The sequence below is a fragment of the Nonomuraea monospora genome, assembly GCF_039531895.1.
GTDB lineage: Bacteria > Actinomycetota > Actinomycetes > Streptosporangiales > Streptosporangiaceae > Nonomuraea > Nonomuraea monospora.
Map to the genome: position 1 here is coordinate 21,325 of NZ_BAAAQX010000003.1, position 17,536 is coordinate 38,860.

Genomic DNA, 17,536 nt, shown 5'->3' on the forward strand with positions numbered 1-17,536 from the left:
AGGATCTGTGAGTAACAGCAGCGGGTATGGGCCGGAGCCGACCGGGCGCGGGCATGAAGGCGAGGGGTGGCCCGAGGGGTCGGGACGGCCGGGGAGACGGCGCCGCTCGTCCCGGGAAGGGGCGTCCGACTCGTCTCCTGACCCTCGCGATGTTGGCGGGGCGCCGCGTGCTGGATCGCCGGGCACTGGATCGCCGGGCACTGGATCGCCTGGTACTGGATCGGCGGGTGCGCCGGGTGCGGGGCTGGTGGGCCCAGGTGCGTCGGGTGCCGGACTGGCGGGTTCGGGTGGGCCGGGTGCGGGGTCGGCGGGTTCGGGTGCGCCGGGTGTGGGTTCGGGCGGACCGCGTGTGGGGTCGGCGGCTGCTGGATCAGCGGGTCGTGGTGGAGGCCGTGAGGATGCGTCGGCGGCGCAGTCGCGGGCCGGGCGGCGGAGGAGCGGGGCCGAGGGGGTCGGTGAGCCGGGCGGACGCTCCAGGTCGCGGAGGGCCGGCGATCGCGGGCGTGGTGGCCAGGGTTCCGGAGAGCCCGGTGGAGTTCGTGGCCCAGGGGTCGGCGGGGCGGCCGGGTCGAGCGAGTTCGCCGAAGGTGGTGGAGACGGCGGCGGGCGTTCGCCGGGTGACGGCGCGAGGCGTTACGGCTCGCGGCGTGGCGGCTCGGGGCATACAAACGCTGGGCGTGACGGTGGCGGGCGTGACGGCGCGGGGCGTGGCGGTGCGGCGCATGGCGGTGGCGGGCGTGACGGTGCGGGGCATGGCGGGGGCGGGCGTGGCGGTGCGGCGCATGGCGGTGCGGCGCATGGCGGTGCGGGGCGTGACGGGGGCGGGCGTGACGGTGCTGGGCGTAGGAGCGCTGGGCGGGGCGGCGCTGGGCGGGGCAGCTCGGGGGACGACGGCGCGGGGCGTGATGGCGCGGGGCATGGGAGCGCGGGGCGTGATGGCTCCGGGCATGAGAGTGCTGGGCGTGGGGGCTCCGGGCGTGGGGGTTGGAAGCGGTTCATCCCGAACTGGAAAATGGTGGTCGTCGGGGTGACGGTGCTGGTCGCGGGCCTGTTCGGCATGATCATGGTGGCGTACGCCAACACGCCGCTGCCGTCGGGCACCCAGCAGGAGGCCACCGAGCAGGGCAGCATCATCTACTACCGCGACGGCAAGACCGAGATCGCGAGGCTGGGCACCAAGCGCGAGATCGTCCCCATCTCCAAGATCCCGCGCCCCGTCCAGGACGCGTTCATCGCCGTGGAGAACCGTACGTTCCGCACTGACCCGGGCATCTCGGTGTCGGGCATCATGCGTGCGGTGTGGAGCACGGTCAGCGGCGAGCAGGTGCAGGGCGGTTCGACGATCACGCAGGAGATGGCGCGAGGGTACTACGACGGACTGAGTCAGGAGCGGACGCTCAAGCGGAAGATCATGGAGATCTTCGTGTCCATCCGCGCCGGCCAGGAGCTGTCGAAGGACGAGATCATGGCCATCTACCTCAACACGATCTACTTCGGTCGCGGCGCGAACGGCATTCAGGCCGCCGCCCAGGCGTACTTCGACAAGGACGTGGACAAGCTGACGCCCGCCGAGGGCGCGTACCTGGCGGGACGGATCCAGAGCCCCGACGCCTTCGACAAGGCGGAGGCCGCGAAGAACTTCGCGCCGACGCGGGAGCGGTTCGACTACGCCATCCGCGGCATGGCGATCGTCGACCCGGCGAAGTACGGGGAGCTGGCCAAGACGGCGAAGTTCCCCAAGCTGGCCAGGCTCGACAAGAAGGAGACGCTCAAGGGCATCAACGGCTACATGGTCGACATCGTCCAGCGGGAGCTGGAGCAGCGCGGGATCAGCAGGGAGCAACTGCGCAAAGAGGGTTACCGCGTCACGACGACGTTCGACAAGAAGCTGATGCAGGCCGCGAAGAAGACGGTCGAGAGTAACCTCGCCGCCGTCAACGACAAGAACATCCACGCCAACCTGGGCGCCGTGGACCCGCGCAACGGCCAGGTGCTCGCGTTCTACAGCGGCCACGACTACCTCAAGAGCTTCACCAACAACGCCTTCGACGCCAACAAGCAGGCCGCGTCGGCCTTCAAGCCGTACGTGCTGGCCGCCTGGCTGGAGAGGGGCTTCAGTCTCAGGAGCTACGTGTCCGGCGACGGGCCGGTGTCGCTGCCGGGCACCAAGCCGATCCGCAACTCGCACGACGTGGGCGCGGCCGTGCAGATCGACCGGGCCACCGCCGAGTCGGTGAACACGGCGTTCGCCACGATGGCGCAGGAGGTCGGGCTGGAAGCCGTCGCGAAGATCGCCGAGGGCGCCGGGATCGACAAGAAGGACCTGGAGCTGGCCATCGAGGACCACGCGTACGGCATGTCCATCGGCGCCGGCCTGGTCACGCCCGTCGAGCAGGCCACCGGGTACGGCATCTTCGCCAACGGCGGCGTCCACCACGACGCGCACGTGGTCCTGTCGGTCAAGGCGTACACAGGCAAGACCGTCATGAAGGAGGCCGCCGCCTCCAAGACGGTCATCAGCCCGGACACCGCCGCCGACACCACCTACGCGATGCAGCAGGTGGTCAAGTCCGGCACCGCCCGGGGCACCGCGCTGCCCGGCGGGCGACCGATCGCCGGCAAGACCGGCACCAACAACGAGAACAAGGAAGCCTGGTTCGTCGGCTACACCCCGCAGCTCTCCACGGCCGTCGGGATGTACAAGGAAGTGCCGCAGATCGACCCGAAGACGAAGAAGGTCCGTAAGGATCCGAACGGGTTCGTGCTGAAGAAGGAGGTGTCCCTGGGGAACATTCAGGGGGCCGGGACGCCTACCAAGATCTGGCGTGACTTCATGGCGATCTCGATGGACGGCAAGCCGGTGGAGGAGTTCCCGGCGCCTGCGTTCGGTGGTGAGCAGCACGATCTGGTGCAGAAGCCGGAGCCGAAGCCGACCGAGGATCCGTCCGAGAGCCCCGGTGATGACTTCGGTCAGGACCCGGACTGCGATCGGGATCCGGCGGCCTGCGGCGGTCCTGAGACCGGTGGGGATGATCCTTTCGGGGGCGGGGATGATGAGACGCCGGACGATGGTGGTGGTTCCGATGGCACCACGACGATCGACGATGGTGGTCAGCCGTCCACGGGTGGGTAAGCGGCCGTTTACGGGCTAGGTAGGCGGCCGACCACGGGCAAGGTAGGCGGCCGTCCATTGGCGGGGTAGGCGGCCTCGTCCTGCGTCCTGTGTGCGAGTGTCTAGGTGGTCCTCTGCTCCTGTGCGAGTGATCAGGTGGCCTTCTGCGTCCTGCACGAGTGACTAGTCGGTCGCGGGAGGGCGGCGGTATGACATCACGCGGTCGAGCAGGACGGGCGCCGTCGTGAGCGCCGCCAGGCTCGCGCCCAGCCACGGCACGCCCTGGACCCCGCCGTCGGCGGCGAGCATGACGGCGGCGAAGGCGGGAACGAGGCTGATCGTCCCCGCGCCGACGATCACCACGTCATCATGTCTGTTCATCGCCTTGTTCACAGCGATCACCTCCAGCGCCGATGGTGCGACCACGGTGGCTAGGATGACAACTCCCGTTGCTGTTTCCGCAACAGCGGCAGTCTCCCGGAGAGCGAGGAACGGCATGGTGACCACGAACCTGGCCGAGACGCTGGCGCAGGTCGGCCCGCGGCTCAGGCGCATCCGTACGCAGCGGGAGGTAAGCCTGTCGGCGCTGTCGGAGGCTACCGGCATCTCCAAGAGCACGCTGTCCAGGCTGGAGTCGGGCCAGCGGCGTCCCAGCCTGGAGCTTCTCCTGCCGATCGCGCAGGCGCACCAGGTGCCGCTCGACGAGCTGGTCGGCGCGCCGGACGTCGGCGACCCGCGCATCCGCTGCAAGCCCGTGGTCCGCAACGGCCGGACCGTGATCCCCCTGACCACGCAGCCGGGGCCGCTGCAGGCGTGGAAGTCGATCATTCCCGCCGAGCAGAACCAGCCGCGGCCGATCACGCACGAGGGTTATGAGTGGATGTACGTGCTTTCGGGGCGCGTGCGGCTGGTCGTGGCCGATCATGATCTGGTTCTGGGGCCGGGGGAGGCCGCGGAGTTCGACACGCGGCTGCCGCACTGGTTCGGGCCGGCCGGGGATGCTCCGGTGGAGGTGCTCAATCTCTTCGGGCGGCAGGGGGAGCGCATGCACGTGCGGGCCAAGCCGCGGGAACGTGCGGGGAATTGATGGGATTGGTACGACTCGCCCGTGCTGACCTGGGGAAACTCGACTCCGCGACCTCATGGTGATAGGCAGGGATCGTGCTTGAGCGCATTCATGAGATACCGGGCGTAGTGCTGAGTGCGGATGAGTATCTCGACGACTTCTGGCCGAATTTCCGCCAGCTCGATGACGTGTTCTGGAAGCTCGAACGCATCCAGAGCTTCCGGGGCGAGCCGAGCTGGGTGGCGATGGTGGAAGGCGACTGGGACCGTTCGCTCAAGCTCGTGAACGACGGGTGCGTGCCCGTGCGGGAGCGCGAGCGCCCGGCCAAGCGCATCAGGCGGCGGCGCATCAGGATCGTCGAACAGCCGATCACGCCCTACCTGCAGTGGGAGATGCACCTGCTGGCGCTGAAGGTCGCGAGCGAGGAGCAGGTGCGGGTGCTCGACGCGGGCGAGGTGGCCGAGATCGAGGTCGGACGGCGGCTGCCTGAGCTGGTCGTGCTCGGGACGGTGGCGATGTACGAGGTGACGTACGACGAGTCGGGCACGCACAGCGGGGCGCGGCGGATCGACGATCGGGAAGTGATCTCGGCGTGCCAGGGGGAGCTGGACAAGCTGTTCGAGCGGGGGGAGGAGCTGCGGCCGTACTACGAGCGGGAGATTCTGCCGTTGCCTGCTCCCCGGGTGAGCGTCTGAACGGCGGGGCGGGCTATCAGGACCTGCAGCTTCACTGGCTCGAGGAAGTGGCCCTCGGGGTTGAGCGCCAGGAGGGCGTTGGTGAGGTCGCGTTCGAAGGCGGGGCGGCGGGGGCCGAGGAGACGGTGCAGGGGGAGTGAGGTCGAGTACAGGTAGCCGATGATCTGGTCTGGTGTCCAGGTGCGCTCGAACTCGTGGGTCACCTTGGTGATGTTGTTGAAGGGTGAGCGGGCCAGGACGGCCTCGTGGGGCTCGGGCTGGGGGCTTGAGCTGGGGTGCGGGCCGAGGTAGTGGCGTTGGACGTCTTCGATGGCGTGTTGCCAGGGGGTGCTCGCCAGGGCCATGCATCCGTCGTTCGCGATGACCAGGCCGCCGTTGCTCTCCACCATGCCTGTCAGGGCGTTCAGGACTTGGGTGCGGTTCATCCAGTGGAACGCGCGGCCGATGGTGACCAGCCGGAAGCGTCCGAGGTCGGGCGGTAGGTTCTCCGCGCCGGCGTGGACCCAGCGCACGTTTCCGACTCCGGCGGTGCGGGCCTGCGCGAGCATGTCCGGCTCAGGGTCCAGGCCGATCGCCTCGGCGACGTGCCGGGCGAGGGGGACGGTGAGCTGGCCGGTGCCGCAGCCCAGGTCGAGGAGGCGGCCGGTGCCGTCGAGGGCGAAGCGGTGGATGATGTCGTCGAAGAACGCCTGCGGGTAGCCGGGCCGGAACCGGGCGTAGTACGCGCCTGTCCCGGCGAAGAGGCCGTCGGTGCTCATGACGGCATCCCTACCGCCCCGGCACGTACGCGATCAAGGGCTCAGCGGGGTGACGGCAGGACGGACAGCTCGCAGGCGTAGGAGTCGGCCGGCGCGTCCAGCAGCCAGACGATCATGGACGCCAGCGTCTCCGGCCGGATGCACAGCTCCGGGTCGTACGGGCGACCGAAGGCGCTCCTGACCTCCCCCAGCAGGTCGGTGGCCGTCGCCGCCGGATAGACCGTGGTGACCCGCACCCCGTGCGCGGCCTCCTCCTCGCGCAGTGAGTCGGCCAGTTCGCGCAGCGCCGCCTTGCTTCCGACGAACGCCGACCACCGGGGCACCCCCGTCATCCCGGGCGAGGCGTTGACGAAGACCACGTGCCCTCTGGCCCGGCGCAGCGCGGGCAGTGTGAGGCGTGCCAGCTCGGCGGCGGAGGCCACGTTCACGGCAAGCGTCCGCCGCCAGTGCTCGGGGCCGGACTCGGCGACGGTGGCGACGGGGGAGATGCCCGCGCAATGTACCAGCGCGTGCACCTCGCCCACCGTTCCGAGGGCGGCGGCCAGCGTGCCGGGCTCGGCGAGGTCGGCCTCGATGCCCGGCACGTCCAGCCGCCCGACGTCGCGCCCCACGGCGGTCACCTGGTGACCGGCCCGCACGAGCGCGCCGACCAGCGCCGTCCCGATCCCTCCGGTGGCTCCGGTCACCAGCACCCGCCCCATGACGCCTCCCTCCGCTCGCGTGCAGGAGTCGATCATGGCAGCCGCAGAGGGGCGGGCCGCCGGCGGCTCCGGTCACACCACTCGCCCCATGACGCAGGAGCCGATCACGGCGGGGGTCAGAGGGGCAGGCCGCCGGTGGCGGAGCTGGTGGAGCCGGTCGCCTGGTAGGCGGCGATGGTCCGCTCGGCGATCCGCATCTGGTGGATCTCATCAGCCCCGTCAGCGAACCGAGCCCACCGAGCATGCTGGAACATGTTCGCCAACGGCGTGTCCGTCGAATACCCCAAGGCCCCGTGCACCTGAATGGCCCGGTCCACGATCCGGTTGAGGCTGTTGGCCACGAAGTGCTTGGCCATGGACACCTCCGTACGGAAATCCTCGCCCTTGTCGATCTTGGACGCGGCGTGCAGCACCATCAGCTTGCACTGGTACAACTCCATGGCCGAGTCGGCGATCAGCCACTGGATCCCCTGCTTCTCCGCCAGCAGCGACCCATGGCTGTACCGGTTGAGTGCGCGATCGACCATCATGTCCAGCGCCGTCTCCGCCTGCGAGATCCACCGCATGCAGTGGGCGAGCCGGGCGGGGCCGAGGCGGTATTGGCCGAGGCGGTGGCCGTTGCCACGGCCGCCGAGGATGGCGCTGGAGGGGACGCGCAGGTCCTTGATGACGATCTCGCTGTGGCCGGTGGAGCCGTGCATGGTCTCCACCTCGCGCACGTCGTTCCAGCCCGGGTTGGGCAGGTCGACGAGGAAGGCGGTGTTGGCGCCGCGGGAGCCTTCGGGGACGTCCGGTTCCGTGCGGGCGATGAGGATGGCGAAGTTGGCGCGGCGGGCGTTGGAGATGAACCATTTGTGGCCGTTGATGACCCACTCGTCGCCGTCCTGGACGGCTTGCGTGCGGATGAGGGTGGGGTCAGAACCGGCGACCTCGGGCTCGGTCATGGCGAAGCAGGACATCTTCGCGCCGTCGAGGAGCGGGCGGAGGTACTTCTCCTTCTGCTCGTCGGTGGCCCAGTGCAGGAGGGTGTGCATGTTGCCCTCGTCCGGGGCCTGGCAGTTGAGCACCCAGGGCCCGATGCGGGTCTTGGCGGCCTCCGACTGCACCATCGCCAGCTCCACGTGGCCCAGGCCCATGCCGCCCCACTCCTTCGGCATGTGGGGCAGCCACAACCCCTCCGCCCTGGCCTGGGAGCGGAGCTGGAAGATCGTGCGGAGGTACTGGTCGCGGTCGCTCTCCTGCACCTCCTCCATGGCGGGCATGACGGTGCCCTGGATGAAGGAACGGATCCGCTTGCGGATCTCCTCGTGCTCGGGGGCGAGGGTGAAATCGATTGCCATATCGGGCTTCTACTCCTTAATAGGGAAATGACAGGCGAGCCAGTGGTCGTCGCCGACTTGCCGGACTTGTGGCTCCTCCTCCGCGCATCTCGCCGCCGCGCGCGGGCATCGCGTGCGGAAGCGGCAGCCGGAGGGCGGATCGACGGGTGACGGGGGTTCGCCGCTGATCAGGGTGTCGGCGGGCGGCAGGTCGAGGCCGCCGCCCGGGATGGAGGCGATCAGGGCCCTGGTGTACGGGTGCGCCGGGCGGCTGATCAGGTCGGCGCTCGGCGCCAGTTCGCACACCTTGCCCAGATACATGACCATGATGCGGTCGCTGACGTTCTTCACCACGGCCAGGTCGTGGGCGATGAAGACGAGCGTGAGCCGGTAACGGGCCTTGAGGTCCTCCAGCAGGCCGAGGATCTGCGCCTGCACCGAGACGTCCAGCGCCGACACCGGTTCGTCGCAGATCACCACCTCCGGGTCGAGGATGAGGGCCCTGGCGATGGAGATGCGCTGGCACTGCCCGCCGGAGAACTCGTGCGGCCTGCGCTCGGCCGCCGTCGCCGGGTCGAGCCCGACCGCTTCGAGCACCTCGTCCACGCGGTCGCCCGGCTGGTGCCACACGCGGGGGCCCTCGCCGACGATGTCGCGGACGCGGCGGCGCGGGTTGAGGGACGAGATGGGGTCCTGGAAGATCATCTGGAGGCGCTGGCGGGTCATCCGCAAGGGCTCGCCGCGCAGGGCCGTCAGCTCCAGGCCGTCCAGCTTGACCGAACCCGAGCGGGGCGGCGGGAGCTGGACGAGCGCGCGGGCCGCGCTGGACTTGCCGCAGCCCGACTCGCCGACGATGCCGAGCGTCTCGCCACGCGCCACGTCGAAGCTCACGCCGGCGACCGCGCTCACGGTGCGGCCGCGTCCCGCGGGGAACTCCACGACCAGATCCTCCACCCGCAGCAGCACCTCGTCACGGGGGCGGAGGTGCGCGTTCCCGCTACCTGCCACGGCTCTCAACTCCTGACTCGACGTCGGCGGGGCCGTCACCACGCGCGTCCCGGGGGTACCAGCAGGCGTACTGGTGCTGGTGCGGGCCGTCCTCGAAGAGGGGCGGCGCCTCCAGCTCGCACCGCTCCTGCGCGTACGGGCACCGCGCCCGGAACGCGCACCCCGCCGGCAGGTGCGCCAGGTCCGGCGGCCTGCCGGGGATGACGCGGAGCCGGTGGTGCACCGGGTCGGTGAGCCGGGGCGCGGCCTGGAGCAGGGACTCGGTGTACGGCATCCGCGGATGCGCGAACACCTCCCTGGCGGGCCCGCGCTCCACCACCTTGCCCGCGTACATGACGATCACCTCGTCCGCCCATTCGGCGACCACCGACAGGTCGTGGCTGACCAGCACCACCGCCATGTCGCGCTCCTCGCGCAGCCGGTGCAGCAGCCGCAGCACCTGGTCCTGGATGGTGACGTCGAGCGCGGTGGTGGGCTCGTCGGCGAACAGCACGTCGGGACGGCACGACAGCGCCATCGCGATCGTCACCCGCTGCCGCATCCCGCCGGAGAGCTGGTGCGGGTAGCGGCGCAGCATGCGTACCGGATCGGGGATGCCGACCGAGGCGAGCAGCTGGACGGCCTCGGCGCGGGCCTGTTTGCGCGACATGCGCAGGTGCACCCGCAGCGGCTCCATCACCTGCGTGCCGATGGTGCGGACGGGGTTCAGCGCGGTCATCGGGTCCTGGAAGACGGTCCCGAGCCGCGGGCCGAGCACGGAGCGCATCTCGGCCGGGCTGTAGGTGGTCAGGTCGTCGCCCGACAGGTACACGTGGCCGCCCCTGACCGAGGTGCCGGGCAGCAGCCCGAGGATGGAGCGGATCAGCATGGACTTGCCGGACCCCGACTCGCCGACGATGGCCAGGGTTCGGCCGCGGTCGAGGGTGAAGGAGACGCCGTCCACGGCCTTGACGACGCCGCGCGGCGTGACGAAGTGCGTGCGCAGCTCCTCGGCCTGCAGCAGGGTGTCGCGGATGGCGTGGGTGGCGGTCGGCATCGGGGCGGCGGCGGCCTGGCGTACCGGCTCCAGGCCGATCTCGCGCACGTCGGTCATGGCCCGCAGCCGGTCGCCGACCAGGTTGAAGGAGAGCACGGTCAGGAACATGACGATCGAGGGGGCCAGCACGACGTGCGGCGCCGTCTCCATGATCGTGCGGCCCTCGTTGATCAGGCCGCCCCAGGTGGGGGTGGGCGCCTGGACGGACAGGCCGAGGAAGGCCAGGCTGCCCTCGGCGACGACCACCACGGCCATCCCGATGAAGGCGTACGAGGCGGCGGGGACGGCCACGTTCGGCATGATCTCGCGCCACAGGATGCGCCGGTCGCGGGTGCCGAGCACGCGCGCGGCCAGCACGAACTCGCGTTCGGCGAAGGTGAGGGTGGCCCCCCGGATGAGGCGCACCCAGGAGGGCACCCCGAGCACGCCGAGGACGATCAGCACGTTGCGCAGGTTCGCGCCGGCGAAGGCCACCACGGCCAGCGCGAACACCAGCGCGGGGAACGCCTGCGCCACGTCGTTGACCGCCATGATGACCGCGTCGGCGGTCCGCCGCCGGTAGCCGGCCAGGATGCCGAGCGGCGCGCCGATGCCCAGGCCGAGCAGCACCGCGCCGATGCCGACGCCGAGCGAGACGCGGGCCCCGTACACGACACGGCTGAGCACGTCGCGGCCGAGCCCGTCCGTGCCGAACGGGTGCTCGGCGCTGGGCCCCGACTGCGGCGGCCCGGCGAGCGTCTCGTCGTACCGCGCGAACGGCAGGAAGTCGGCCAGCAACGCGGCGAGCAGCACCAGCCCGATCCAGCCGGCGGCCAGCCAGATCCCGAACCCGAACCGCCTACGCACGACGGATCCGCGGATCGACGGCGGCGTACACCAGGTCCACCGCGAAGTTGACGACCACGTAGCCGACCGAGATCAGCACGACGCCTCCCTGAACCGTCAGGTAGTCGCGGGAAAAGATGGAGTCGACGATGAGCCGCCCGATGCCGGGCAGGCCGAAGAGCGTCTCGATGATCACGGTGCCGCCGATGAGCGCGCCCAGGTTCAGGCCGATGGCGGTGATCAGGGTGATCGCGGAGGGGCGCAGCGCGTGCCGCCACAGGATGCGGCGCGGTGACAGGCCGCGGGCGCGCGCGAGCGTGATGTAGTCCTCCTGGAGGGTGGCGATCAGGTCGGTACGCAGCAGCCGCGCGTACACCGCGAACTGCCCGCAGCCCAGCGTGACCGCCGGCAGGATCACGGACGTGAGGTTCCACCCGATGTCGACGGAGATGGACGTCCAGCCGGTCGCGGGCAGCACCTGCCAGTTGACGGCGAAGACGAGGATCAGCAGCACCCCGAGCACGAACACGGGCGTGGACAGCAGCGCGAAGCTGAGCGCCGTGAGCACCTGGTCGAGGGCGCGCCCGGCGCGGCGGGCCGCGGCCACGCCGACCGGGATCGCCAGGCCGAGCGCCACGATCTGCGCCGCGACCAGCAGCTCCAGCGTCACGGGCAGCCGCTCGGCCAGCTCGGCGCCGACGGGCATCCTGCTGATGTAGGAGTTGCCGAAGTCGCCGACGCCCAGGCCGGCGAGCCAGTCGAGATAGCGCACCAGCAGCGGCTCGTCGAGCCCGAGCTCCTGGCGGAGCTGCGCGCGGGACTCCTCCGTCGCCGACAGGCCCAGGATCTGCGTGACCGGGTCACCGGGCAGCAGGTTGAGCAGGGCGAACGACAGGAAGGTCACCACGACCAGCACCACCAGGAGCCGGACCAGCCGGTGGAGGACGATCACTGGCCGCTGATCCAGAGCTGGCCGAACGGGTGGTACGGGATGGGTGAGCCGGTCAGTGGCAGCCCCTTCTCGCCGTCGGGCAGCACGTGTTCGCCGATGCCGCGCACCTTGGTCTTGGCGATGATCGCGCCGGTGTTCAGGTGGTCGACGAACACGTACGGCACCTGGTCGCGCAGCCGTTCCTGCACCGTCGCGTACGCCTGCTTGCGGGTGGCCTCGTCCGGGCTCATCCGGCCGGCGTCCAGGGCGGCGCTCAGCTTCTCGTCCTTGAGCCTGGTCATGTTGAGCGATATGGCGCCGACGGGCTTGGCGTAGGCCTGGTGCATCCAGACGTACTCGCCGTCGGGGTCCTGCGAGGAGAACTGGGTCCACACCGTGGCGGAGAAGTTGCCGGTGATGGCCCGGTTGATCAGGTCGGGCTGGTCGGCCTGCTTGATCGACACCTCGATGCCGGCCTTGCGCCACATGTCCTGGGCCAGCTCCACGCCCTGCATGGTGTTGGGGTCGGGGGTGGAGATCAGCTCGAAGCGGATCGGGCCCTTCTCCGCCTCGACCTCCTTGACCAGGGCGGTGGCCTTGGCCAGGTCGTAGGCGGGGTAGCCGCCGGGGGCGTACCAGGGGGAGTCCTTGGACCAGGGGCCGTCGGCGGGCTCGGTCATGCCGCCGCGCAGGGTCTTGATGACGGTCTCGCGGTCCATGGCGTGGGCCATCGCCCTGCGCACCCGTACGTCGTCGAGCGGGGCCACGGCGGTGTTGAGCAGGAACATGTACTCGGCCACGGCCATGCCCTGCGCCCGGTGCACCGAGTAGGCGTCCTTCATCGCGCCGAACTTGGTGAGGTCCTCGTCGCGGGAGGTGCCGATGGCGTCCACGCCGCCCGCTTCGAGCGTCTGGGCGCGGGTCTGGGTGTCGGGCAGGATCCTGAACTCGACCTCGTCCAGGTAGGGCAGGCCCGCCCGCCAGTAACGCGGGTTGCGGGTGACGACCATGCGGTTGTCCGGCACGTACTCCTTGAAGATGAACGGCCCGGTGCCGACCGGCTTGAGGCTGGCCGTCTTGGGGTCGTTGAGCGAGGCCGGCGGGATGATCATGCCGGTCTGCACGGCGAGCAGGTAGGGGAAGGCCACCCACGGCTGGTGCAGGATCACCTTGACCGTCATCGGGTCCGGCAGCTCGAACGACTTGATCGGCATCATCGCCGCGGCGGTCAGCGGGGAGCGCTTCTGCGCTTCGAGGTTGGCCTTGACGATGTCACCGGTCAGCGAGATCCCGTCGGAGAAGGAGATGCCCGACCTGACCTTGATCGTCCATTCGTCGTACTTCTTGTTGGGGGTGAGCGACTCGGCCAGGTACGGCTTCCAGGCGCCTTCCGCGTCCACGCTCACCAGGGTCTCGATGATCGTTCCAGTCATGCTGTAGCTCTGCGCCGCGAACTGGTCGGTGACCGGGTTGAACCCGTTGGCGTCCGCGCTGAGCGCGTAGACCAGGCGCCCGCCCTGCGCGGGGCCTGTCGCGGCCGGCGCGCTGGACTGGGACTGCGGTTCGACCGGTCGCTGGCCGCTGCACGCCAGCAACACCATCGCGGCAAGCGCCAGCGTGGCCGGCGTCCTCCAGCGTTTCATCCACGCCTCCTCCCGGCAGTTCCCCCGAGAGCAATTTCACCGATAGTACTATCGGTGAAATTCCGCACAAGTGCCGCGAGACAATCGTTACGGGAGGGGAGGGGCCCATGACGAGCACGCCGCTCACGAGGAGCGAGGCGAAGGATCTGACCAGGCGCAAGCTCATCCGCGCCGCGCTGGAGATCCTCGACGAGGAGGGCGAGGCGGGGCTCAGCACGGTCAAGGTGGCCAAGGCCGCCGGCATCGCGCAGTCCAGTTTCTACGTGCACTTCAAGGACATGCAGGAGCTGCTGCGGGAGCTCGCGGAGGAGGGCGGGCAGCGGCTGCGCGACTCGATGCGCGAGGCGCGGCGCAGGGCCCGCGAGCACCCGGGCGACCTCGACCTGCACCGCGAGACGTTCCGCATCCCCCTGGAGTCCATCTGCCGGCATCCCGAGCTGCTGCGGATCCAGCTCAGGGCGCGGCACGACCCCTCCTCGTCGCTACGCGACTTCGCCGTGGAGACGGCTGCGGCCTATCGCGAGCATCACGCCGCCGACCTGGCCGCTCTGGGGTACACGGCTGACAACGAACGTGATCGGCGGCGGCTGGAGATGATCGCGGACGGGATCAACGCGGCCACCAACGCGTTGGCCATGGGGCATCTGGAGGGGCGGTATCCCGATCTGGACGAGGCCGCCGACATACTGACGGCCCTGTCGCGGGGGGCGTTGCGGCTGCTCAGAGCGACGTCGGGGAGGTCGGGCGCGGCCCAGGCGGGCAGTGGTGAGGTGGGTCAGCGGTAGGCGAGGGCCTGCGTGCGGTAGAGGTCGGCGTAGTCGCCGCCCGCCCCCAGCAGCTCGTCGTGACTGCCCTGCTCGGCCACCCGGCCCTGGGACAGCACGACGATGTGGTCGGCCATGTGCACGGTCGAGAACCGGTGCGAGACCAGCACGGTGATCGCCCCGCGTTCCACCGAGTCGCGGGTCTGCTGAGCGAACAGCTCGAACAGGTCGTGCTCCGCCTGCGGGTCGAGCGCCGCCGTGGGCTCGTCCAGGAGCAGCAGCAGCGCGGCCTCGCGCATGAGGCCGCGGGCCAGGGCGATGCGCTGCCACTGGCCGTGCGAGAGCTCGGCGCCGCCGAACGTCCGCCCGAGCTGGGTGCGCAGCCCCGAGGGCAGGAGGTCCACGATGCCGTCCGCGCCCGCCCGCGACAGTGCCCGCTCGATGCGGGCGGTGTCGCCGATCCTGGGCAGGTCGCCGGCGCCGACCGACTCGGACACCGGGGTCTGGAGCTTCAGGAAGTCCTGCAAGGTGCCGGTGCACACGGCGGCCCAGGCGGCCGGGTCGTGATCGCGCAGGTCCACGCCGTCCACCAGGATCGCGCCGGACGTGGGCCGGTGCACGCCGGTGAGCAGCTTGATCAGGGTGGACTTGCCCGCGCCGTTGATGCCGACCAGGCCGAGCGAGGCGCCCGCGGGGATGGTGAGGTTGACGTGGTCGAGCACCGGTGTGTCCGTGCCGGGGTAGGCGAAGCAGACGTCCCGCAGCTCGATGCCGGTGGTCAGGCGAGCCGGGACGGGGGAGGTCGTCGCGGGCCGGTGGGCGCCGTTCGCCGCCGCGTAGCCGAGCAGCCAGTGATGGTGCTCGGCCACCCGGCCGCCGTCCGCGACCAGGGCGATGGCGGAGATCGCGCTCTGCTGCTGCGCCCGTAGCTGGCCGGCCAGCGAGATGATCAGCACCACGTCACCGAGGGTGGCCTGCCCGCGGGCCAGGAGCAGCCCTGTGAGCAGCAGCGCCCCGCTCAGCATGACGTAGTAGAACGCCCACGCGCCGATCTCACCGCCGATCCCGCGCAGCCGGGCCCTGGCCTCGAGGTCGGCCGCCTCCTCCCACAACGCGCGCGCGTGCCGGTCCAGCTCGGCCCCGTTGCCGGAGATCCAGATCTCCTTGGCGGGGTCGGGGTTCAGGCACAGGTCGTGCAGCAGGCCCTCGCGGCGCAGCGGCTCGACCGTGGCGTCGAGCGCCTCGCGCTGCAGGCGCGTGGCCCGGTTGGCCAGGGGCAGGATCGGCAGGGCCGCCAGCGCGAGGAGCGCGAGCGCGGGATGCACGCCGATGAGCAACCACAGGCTGAGCCCGATCCCGACGAGGGTGGAGACGGCGTGCGCCGCCGCCCAGCCGGTCTTCGACAGCGCCAGGGTGCCGCGGCGCAACATGGTGATGCGGTTGAGGAAGTCGGCCCGTTCCAGGTGGGTGACGGTGGGGATCCTCGCCGCGGTCTCGGTGATCTCCTGCTCCAGCGCCATCTGGATGCGGTCGCGCAGGTCGTTGCGGAGGTTGTGGGAGAAGCGCCAGCCGATGATCTGGAGCGCGTGGGAGAGCATCCCCAGCGCGACCGCGGCCAGCAGCCCGGCGAGGAGGTGGGCGTCGGCCGCGTCGACCACGTGCCGCTGGGCGTGGGCGGTGCCGGCCGCGAGCCCGGCCTGCAGCATGACCAGGGCGCCCACCGCGAAGGTCACGCGGCGGTCCGCGCGCAGGCTCAGCGCCAGGGTGTGCCGGGCCATCCGGGTGCTGTCCCGCAGCGTCATCGCGCCTCCCTGGAGTGGAACCTGGACGCCTGAAGGCGGAAGAGCCGGGCGTACTCGCCGCCGAGCCTCATCAGCTCGTCGTGCGACCCCTCCTCGGCGATCCGCCCGTCCTGGAGCAGGACGATGCGGTCGGCGGGCCGCACGGTGGAGAGCCGGTGCGAGATCAGCACGACGGACGCGCCCCCGACCGACCCGATCACCTGCTCGTGGAAGCGGGCCTCGGCCTTGACGTCCAGGTGCGCGGTGGGCTCGTCCAGGACGACGAGGCGCCGCCCGTGCGCCACGGCGTACAGCGCCCGGATCGCGGCGAGCTTCTGCCACTGCCCGCCCGACAGGTCACGCCCGTCGCCGCCGGTCCGCCACAGTTGGGTGTCGAGCCCGGACTCCAGCCGGTCGAGCACCGGCTGGGCGCCGCCCGCCCGGACCAGTTCCATGAGCGTGTCGTCCCCGGGCACGGCGGCCTCGGGGGCGGCCAGCGTGATGTTGTCGCGGGCGGTGAGCGGATAGTGCACGAAGTCCTGGAACAACGCCGTCATCGAGCGCCGCCACGCCCCGGCGTCCAGTGAGCGCAGGTCGGCCCCGTCGGCGGTGATGCGGCCCGTGGTGGGCTGGTACAGGCCTGACAGCAGCTTGACCAGTGTGGTCTTGCCCGCGCCGCTGCCTCCGACGATCGCCAGCCGCTCGCCGGGCCGGATGGTCAGGTTCAGTTGCTCCAGCACGGGCCTGGAGGTGCCGGGGTAGGTGAACGACACGTCCTCGAACCGCACGAGCGGCGGAGGGCCGTGGGAAGCGCTCTCCGTAACGGCGGGCGAAGTGCCGGCGGCGGCCATGCCCTCCAACCTCCGCAGCGCCGTCACGGCGGTCTTGCCGTAGTCGATGTCGTACGACTCCCCGCCCATCACGGAGATCGCGAAGATCCCCCAGGCGGCCACCAGGCACTGCGACAGCCCGGCGATGCTCAGCTCCCCGGCCCACGCGGCCAGCCCCGGCACCAGCAGCCCGAGCCCCGCGCTCACTATCGAGAGCAGGAAGGTGGCCTTCTGGCTGCGCAGCACCCGCCGGCGGGTGCTCCAGTGGCGGGCCTCCCACGCGCGGTGGGCGTCCAGCCGCCGCTCGCTCACCCATCCGGCGAGCCCGAACAGCCGGACCTCCTTGGCCGCGTCGGGGCCGGCGGCCAGGTCGGCCCAGAAATCGACCTTGCGCCGCTCGGGGGTGGCGGCGTCCTTGACCGCCTCCAGGTGCGTCCACTGCCGCCGGGTGATCGACCGGATCAGCACCGACAGCGCCAGCAGCACCACCGCGAGCACGGGGAAGTACGCGGCCAGCACCACCGCCATGGCCACCGCCGACGCCATCCGCGCGGTGATCTCCAACTGCCCGATACTGGCGGCGCCGGGCGAGCGCACCCGCCAGGTGATGCCCTGGTCGCCCGCGCGTACGGCCACGTCGTGGAACTCGGGGTCCTCCAGGTGGCTGATGTCGTCCGGCCGCAGGGCGATCCGGCGTACGCGGGAGCGCACCACGCCGTCGATCCGCTTGCTCGCCGACGCCTTCAGTGCCCGGGAGAGGATGTCGGCGGCCTCCTTGGCCAGCATCGCCGCCGCGAACCCGGCCACCGGCCACACCAGGGCCGCCGGCTCGAAGCCCGCCGACGACATCGCGGCCACCACGTCGTGGGCGAACAGGGCGGTCAGGGGTGCGGCGGCGACGGGCACGACCACGGTCGCGCCCAGCGCGGCCAGCGTGCGGGGGCGGCAGAAGCGTAACAACGCCAGCAGGCGTGCGCGCTCGTCGAAGGTGTCGCGGATGGCGGTCCAGCTCAGATCCCGCCAGGAGAACCTGGGATACGTGTCGGTCACGGGTCTCGCCGCCTCCA

The 17,536-nt window shown here is 70.9% G+C and carries 15 protein-coding genes; 4 read left to right on the forward strand and 11 right to left on the reverse strand.

Translation table 11 applies throughout. From position 1 onward, the window contains the following. Nucleotides 1–370: 370 nt before the first annotated feature. The gene (locus ABD331_RS06630) at nucleotides 371–919 is read right to left on the reverse strand and encodes a hypothetical protein (RefSeq protein WP_344471593.1); all 549 of its coding nucleotides are present in this window, start codon (nucleotides 917–919) and stop codon (nucleotides 371–373) included. Between the two features lie 93 nt (nucleotides 920–1,012). Between ABD331_RS06630 and ABD331_RS06635 the strand changes: the two genes are divergently transcribed. Then, complete coding sequence (locus ABD331_RS06635; RefSeq protein ID WP_344471595.1) at nucleotides 1,013–3,133, forward strand: transglycosylase domain-containing protein; 2,121 nt, start codon at nucleotides 1,013–1,015, stop codon at nucleotides 3,131–3,133. A 162-nt stretch (nucleotides 3,134–3,295) separates the two neighbouring features. Here the strand turns inward: ABD331_RS06635 and ABD331_RS06640 are convergent, their stop codons facing one another. Further along, a complete protein-coding gene (locus tag ABD331_RS06640) occupies nucleotides 3,296–3,538 on the reverse strand; it encodes a hypothetical protein (RefSeq protein ID WP_344471597.1) in 243 nt (80 codons plus the stop codon). Nucleotides 3,539–3,608: 70 nt separating this feature from the next. On the opposite strand from ABD331_RS06640, the gene ABD331_RS06645 reads away from it, so the two are divergent. Continuing rightward, entirely contained in the window at nucleotides 3,609–4,199 is a 591-nt protein-coding gene (locus ABD331_RS06645) for a helix-turn-helix domain-containing protein (RefSeq protein WP_344471599.1), read from the forward strand. A gap of 107 nt (nucleotides 4,200–4,306) precedes the next feature. Next, the gene (locus ABD331_RS06650; protein ID WP_344471602.1) at nucleotides 4,307–4,873 is read left to right on the forward strand and encodes a DUF6879 family protein; all 567 of its coding nucleotides are present in this window, start codon (nucleotides 4,307–4,309) and stop codon (nucleotides 4,871–4,873) included. Here the strand turns inward: ABD331_RS06650 and ABD331_RS06655 are convergent. From ABD331_RS06655 to ABD331_RS06685, 7 genes are all read right to left on the reverse strand, one after another. Further along, nucleotides 4,825–5,631, reverse strand: a complete 807-nt coding sequence (locus ABD331_RS06655; RefSeq protein ID WP_344471604.1) for a class I SAM-dependent methyltransferase — start codon at nucleotides 5,629–5,631, stop codon at nucleotides 4,825–4,827. The two genes, ABD331_RS06650 and ABD331_RS06655, sit on opposite strands and share 49 nt — an antisense overlap. 41 nt (nucleotides 5,632–5,672) lie before the next feature. Then, nucleotides 5,673–6,332, reverse strand: a complete 660-nt coding sequence (locus ABD331_RS06660) for an SDR family NAD(P)-dependent oxidoreductase (RefSeq protein WP_344471606.1) — start codon at nucleotides 6,330–6,332, stop codon at nucleotides 5,673–5,675. A gap of 116 nt (nucleotides 6,333–6,448) precedes the next feature. Further along, on the reverse strand, nucleotides 6,449–7,672 hold the full coding sequence (locus ABD331_RS06665; RefSeq protein ID WP_344471608.1) for an acyl-CoA dehydrogenase family protein: 1,224 nt from the start codon (nucleotides 7,670–7,672) through the stop codon (nucleotides 6,449–6,451). A 9-nt stretch (nucleotides 7,673–7,681) separates the two neighbouring features. Further along, the gene (locus tag ABD331_RS06670; RefSeq protein WP_344471610.1) at nucleotides 7,682–8,659 is read right to left on the reverse strand and encodes an ABC transporter ATP-binding protein; all 978 of its coding nucleotides are present in this window, start codon (nucleotides 8,657–8,659) and stop codon (nucleotides 7,682–7,684) included. Then, complete coding sequence (locus ABD331_RS06675; RefSeq protein WP_344471612.1) at nucleotides 8,649–10,541, reverse strand: dipeptide/oligopeptide/nickel ABC transporter permease/ATP-binding protein; 1,893 nt, start codon at nucleotides 10,539–10,541, stop codon at nucleotides 8,649–8,651. The genes ABD331_RS06670 and ABD331_RS06675 overlap by 11 nt, the downstream gene beginning before the upstream one ends. Further along, on the reverse strand, nucleotides 10,534–11,472 hold the full coding sequence (locus ABD331_RS06680; RefSeq protein WP_344471613.1) for an ABC transporter permease: 939 nt from the start codon (nucleotides 11,470–11,472) through the stop codon (nucleotides 10,534–10,536). The genes ABD331_RS06675 and ABD331_RS06680 overlap by 8 nt, the downstream gene beginning before the upstream one ends. Beyond that, complete coding sequence (locus tag ABD331_RS06685) at nucleotides 11,469–13,094, reverse strand: ABC transporter substrate-binding protein (protein WP_344471614.1); 1,626 nt, start codon at nucleotides 13,092–13,094, stop codon at nucleotides 11,469–11,471. Before ABD331_RS06685 ends, ABD331_RS06680 begins: the two co-directional genes overlap by 4 nt. Before the next feature lie 107 nt (nucleotides 13,095–13,201). On the opposite strand from ABD331_RS06685, the gene ABD331_RS06690 reads away from it, so the two are divergent. Further along, a complete protein-coding gene (locus ABD331_RS06690) occupies nucleotides 13,202–13,879 on the forward strand; it encodes a TetR family transcriptional regulator (protein WP_344471615.1) in 678 nt (225 codons plus the stop codon). On the opposite strand, the gene ABD331_RS06695 is transcribed toward ABD331_RS06690, so the two are convergent. Further along, nucleotides 13,870–15,660: an ATP-binding cassette domain-containing protein gene (locus tag ABD331_RS06695; protein ID WP_344471616.1), complete on the reverse strand. Its 1,791-nt coding sequence runs from the start codon at nucleotides 15,658–15,660 to the stop codon at nucleotides 13,870–13,872. The genes ABD331_RS06690 and ABD331_RS06695 overlap by 10 nt on opposite strands. Next, nucleotides 15,657–17,519 carry an ABC transporter ATP-binding protein gene (locus ABD331_RS06700; RefSeq protein ID WP_344471617.1) on the reverse strand — a complete coding sequence of 621 codons (1,863 nt, stop codon included), beginning with the start codon at nucleotides 17,517–17,519 and terminating at the stop codon, nucleotides 15,657–15,659. Before ABD331_RS06700 ends, ABD331_RS06695 begins: the two co-directional genes overlap by 4 nt. Nucleotides 17,520–17,536 lie beyond the last annotated feature (17 nt).

Bases quoted from the DNA above. Each gene is read 5' to 3' on its own strand.
- ABD331_RS06630 (WP_344471593.1), bottom strand. From the start codon at position 919: ATGCCCCGCGCCATCACGCCCCGCGCCGTCGTCCCCCGAGCTGCCCCG.
- ABD331_RS06635 (WP_344471595.1), top strand. From the start codon at position 1,013: ATGGTGGTCGTCGGGGTGACGGTGCTGGTCGCGGGCCTGTTCGGCATG.
- ABD331_RS06645 (WP_344471599.1), top strand. From the start codon at position 3,609: ATGGTGACCACGAACCTGGCCGAGACGCTGGCGCAGGTCGGCCCGCGG.
- ABD331_RS06655 (WP_344471604.1), bottom strand. From the start codon at position 5,631: ATGAGCACCGACGGCCTCTTCGCCGGGACAGGCGCGTACTACGCCCGG.
- ABD331_RS06660 (WP_344471606.1), bottom strand. From the start codon at position 6,332: ATGGGGCGGGTGCTGGTGACCGGAGCCACCGGAGGGATCGGGACGGCG.
- ABD331_RS06665 (WP_344471608.1), bottom strand. From the start codon at position 7,672: ATGGCAATCGATTTCACCCTCGCCCCCGAGCACGAGGAGATCCGCAAG.
- ABD331_RS06685 (WP_344471614.1), bottom strand. From the start codon at position 13,094: ATGAAACGCTGGAGGACGCCGGCCACGCTGGCGCTTGCCGCGATGGTG.
- ABD331_RS06690 (WP_344471615.1), top strand. From the start codon at position 13,202: ATGACGAGCACGCCGCTCACGAGGAGCGAGGCGAAGGATCTGACCAGG.
- ABD331_RS06695 (WP_344471616.1), bottom strand. From the start codon at position 15,660: ATGACGCTGCGGGACAGCACCCGGATGGCCCGGCACACCCTGGCGCTG.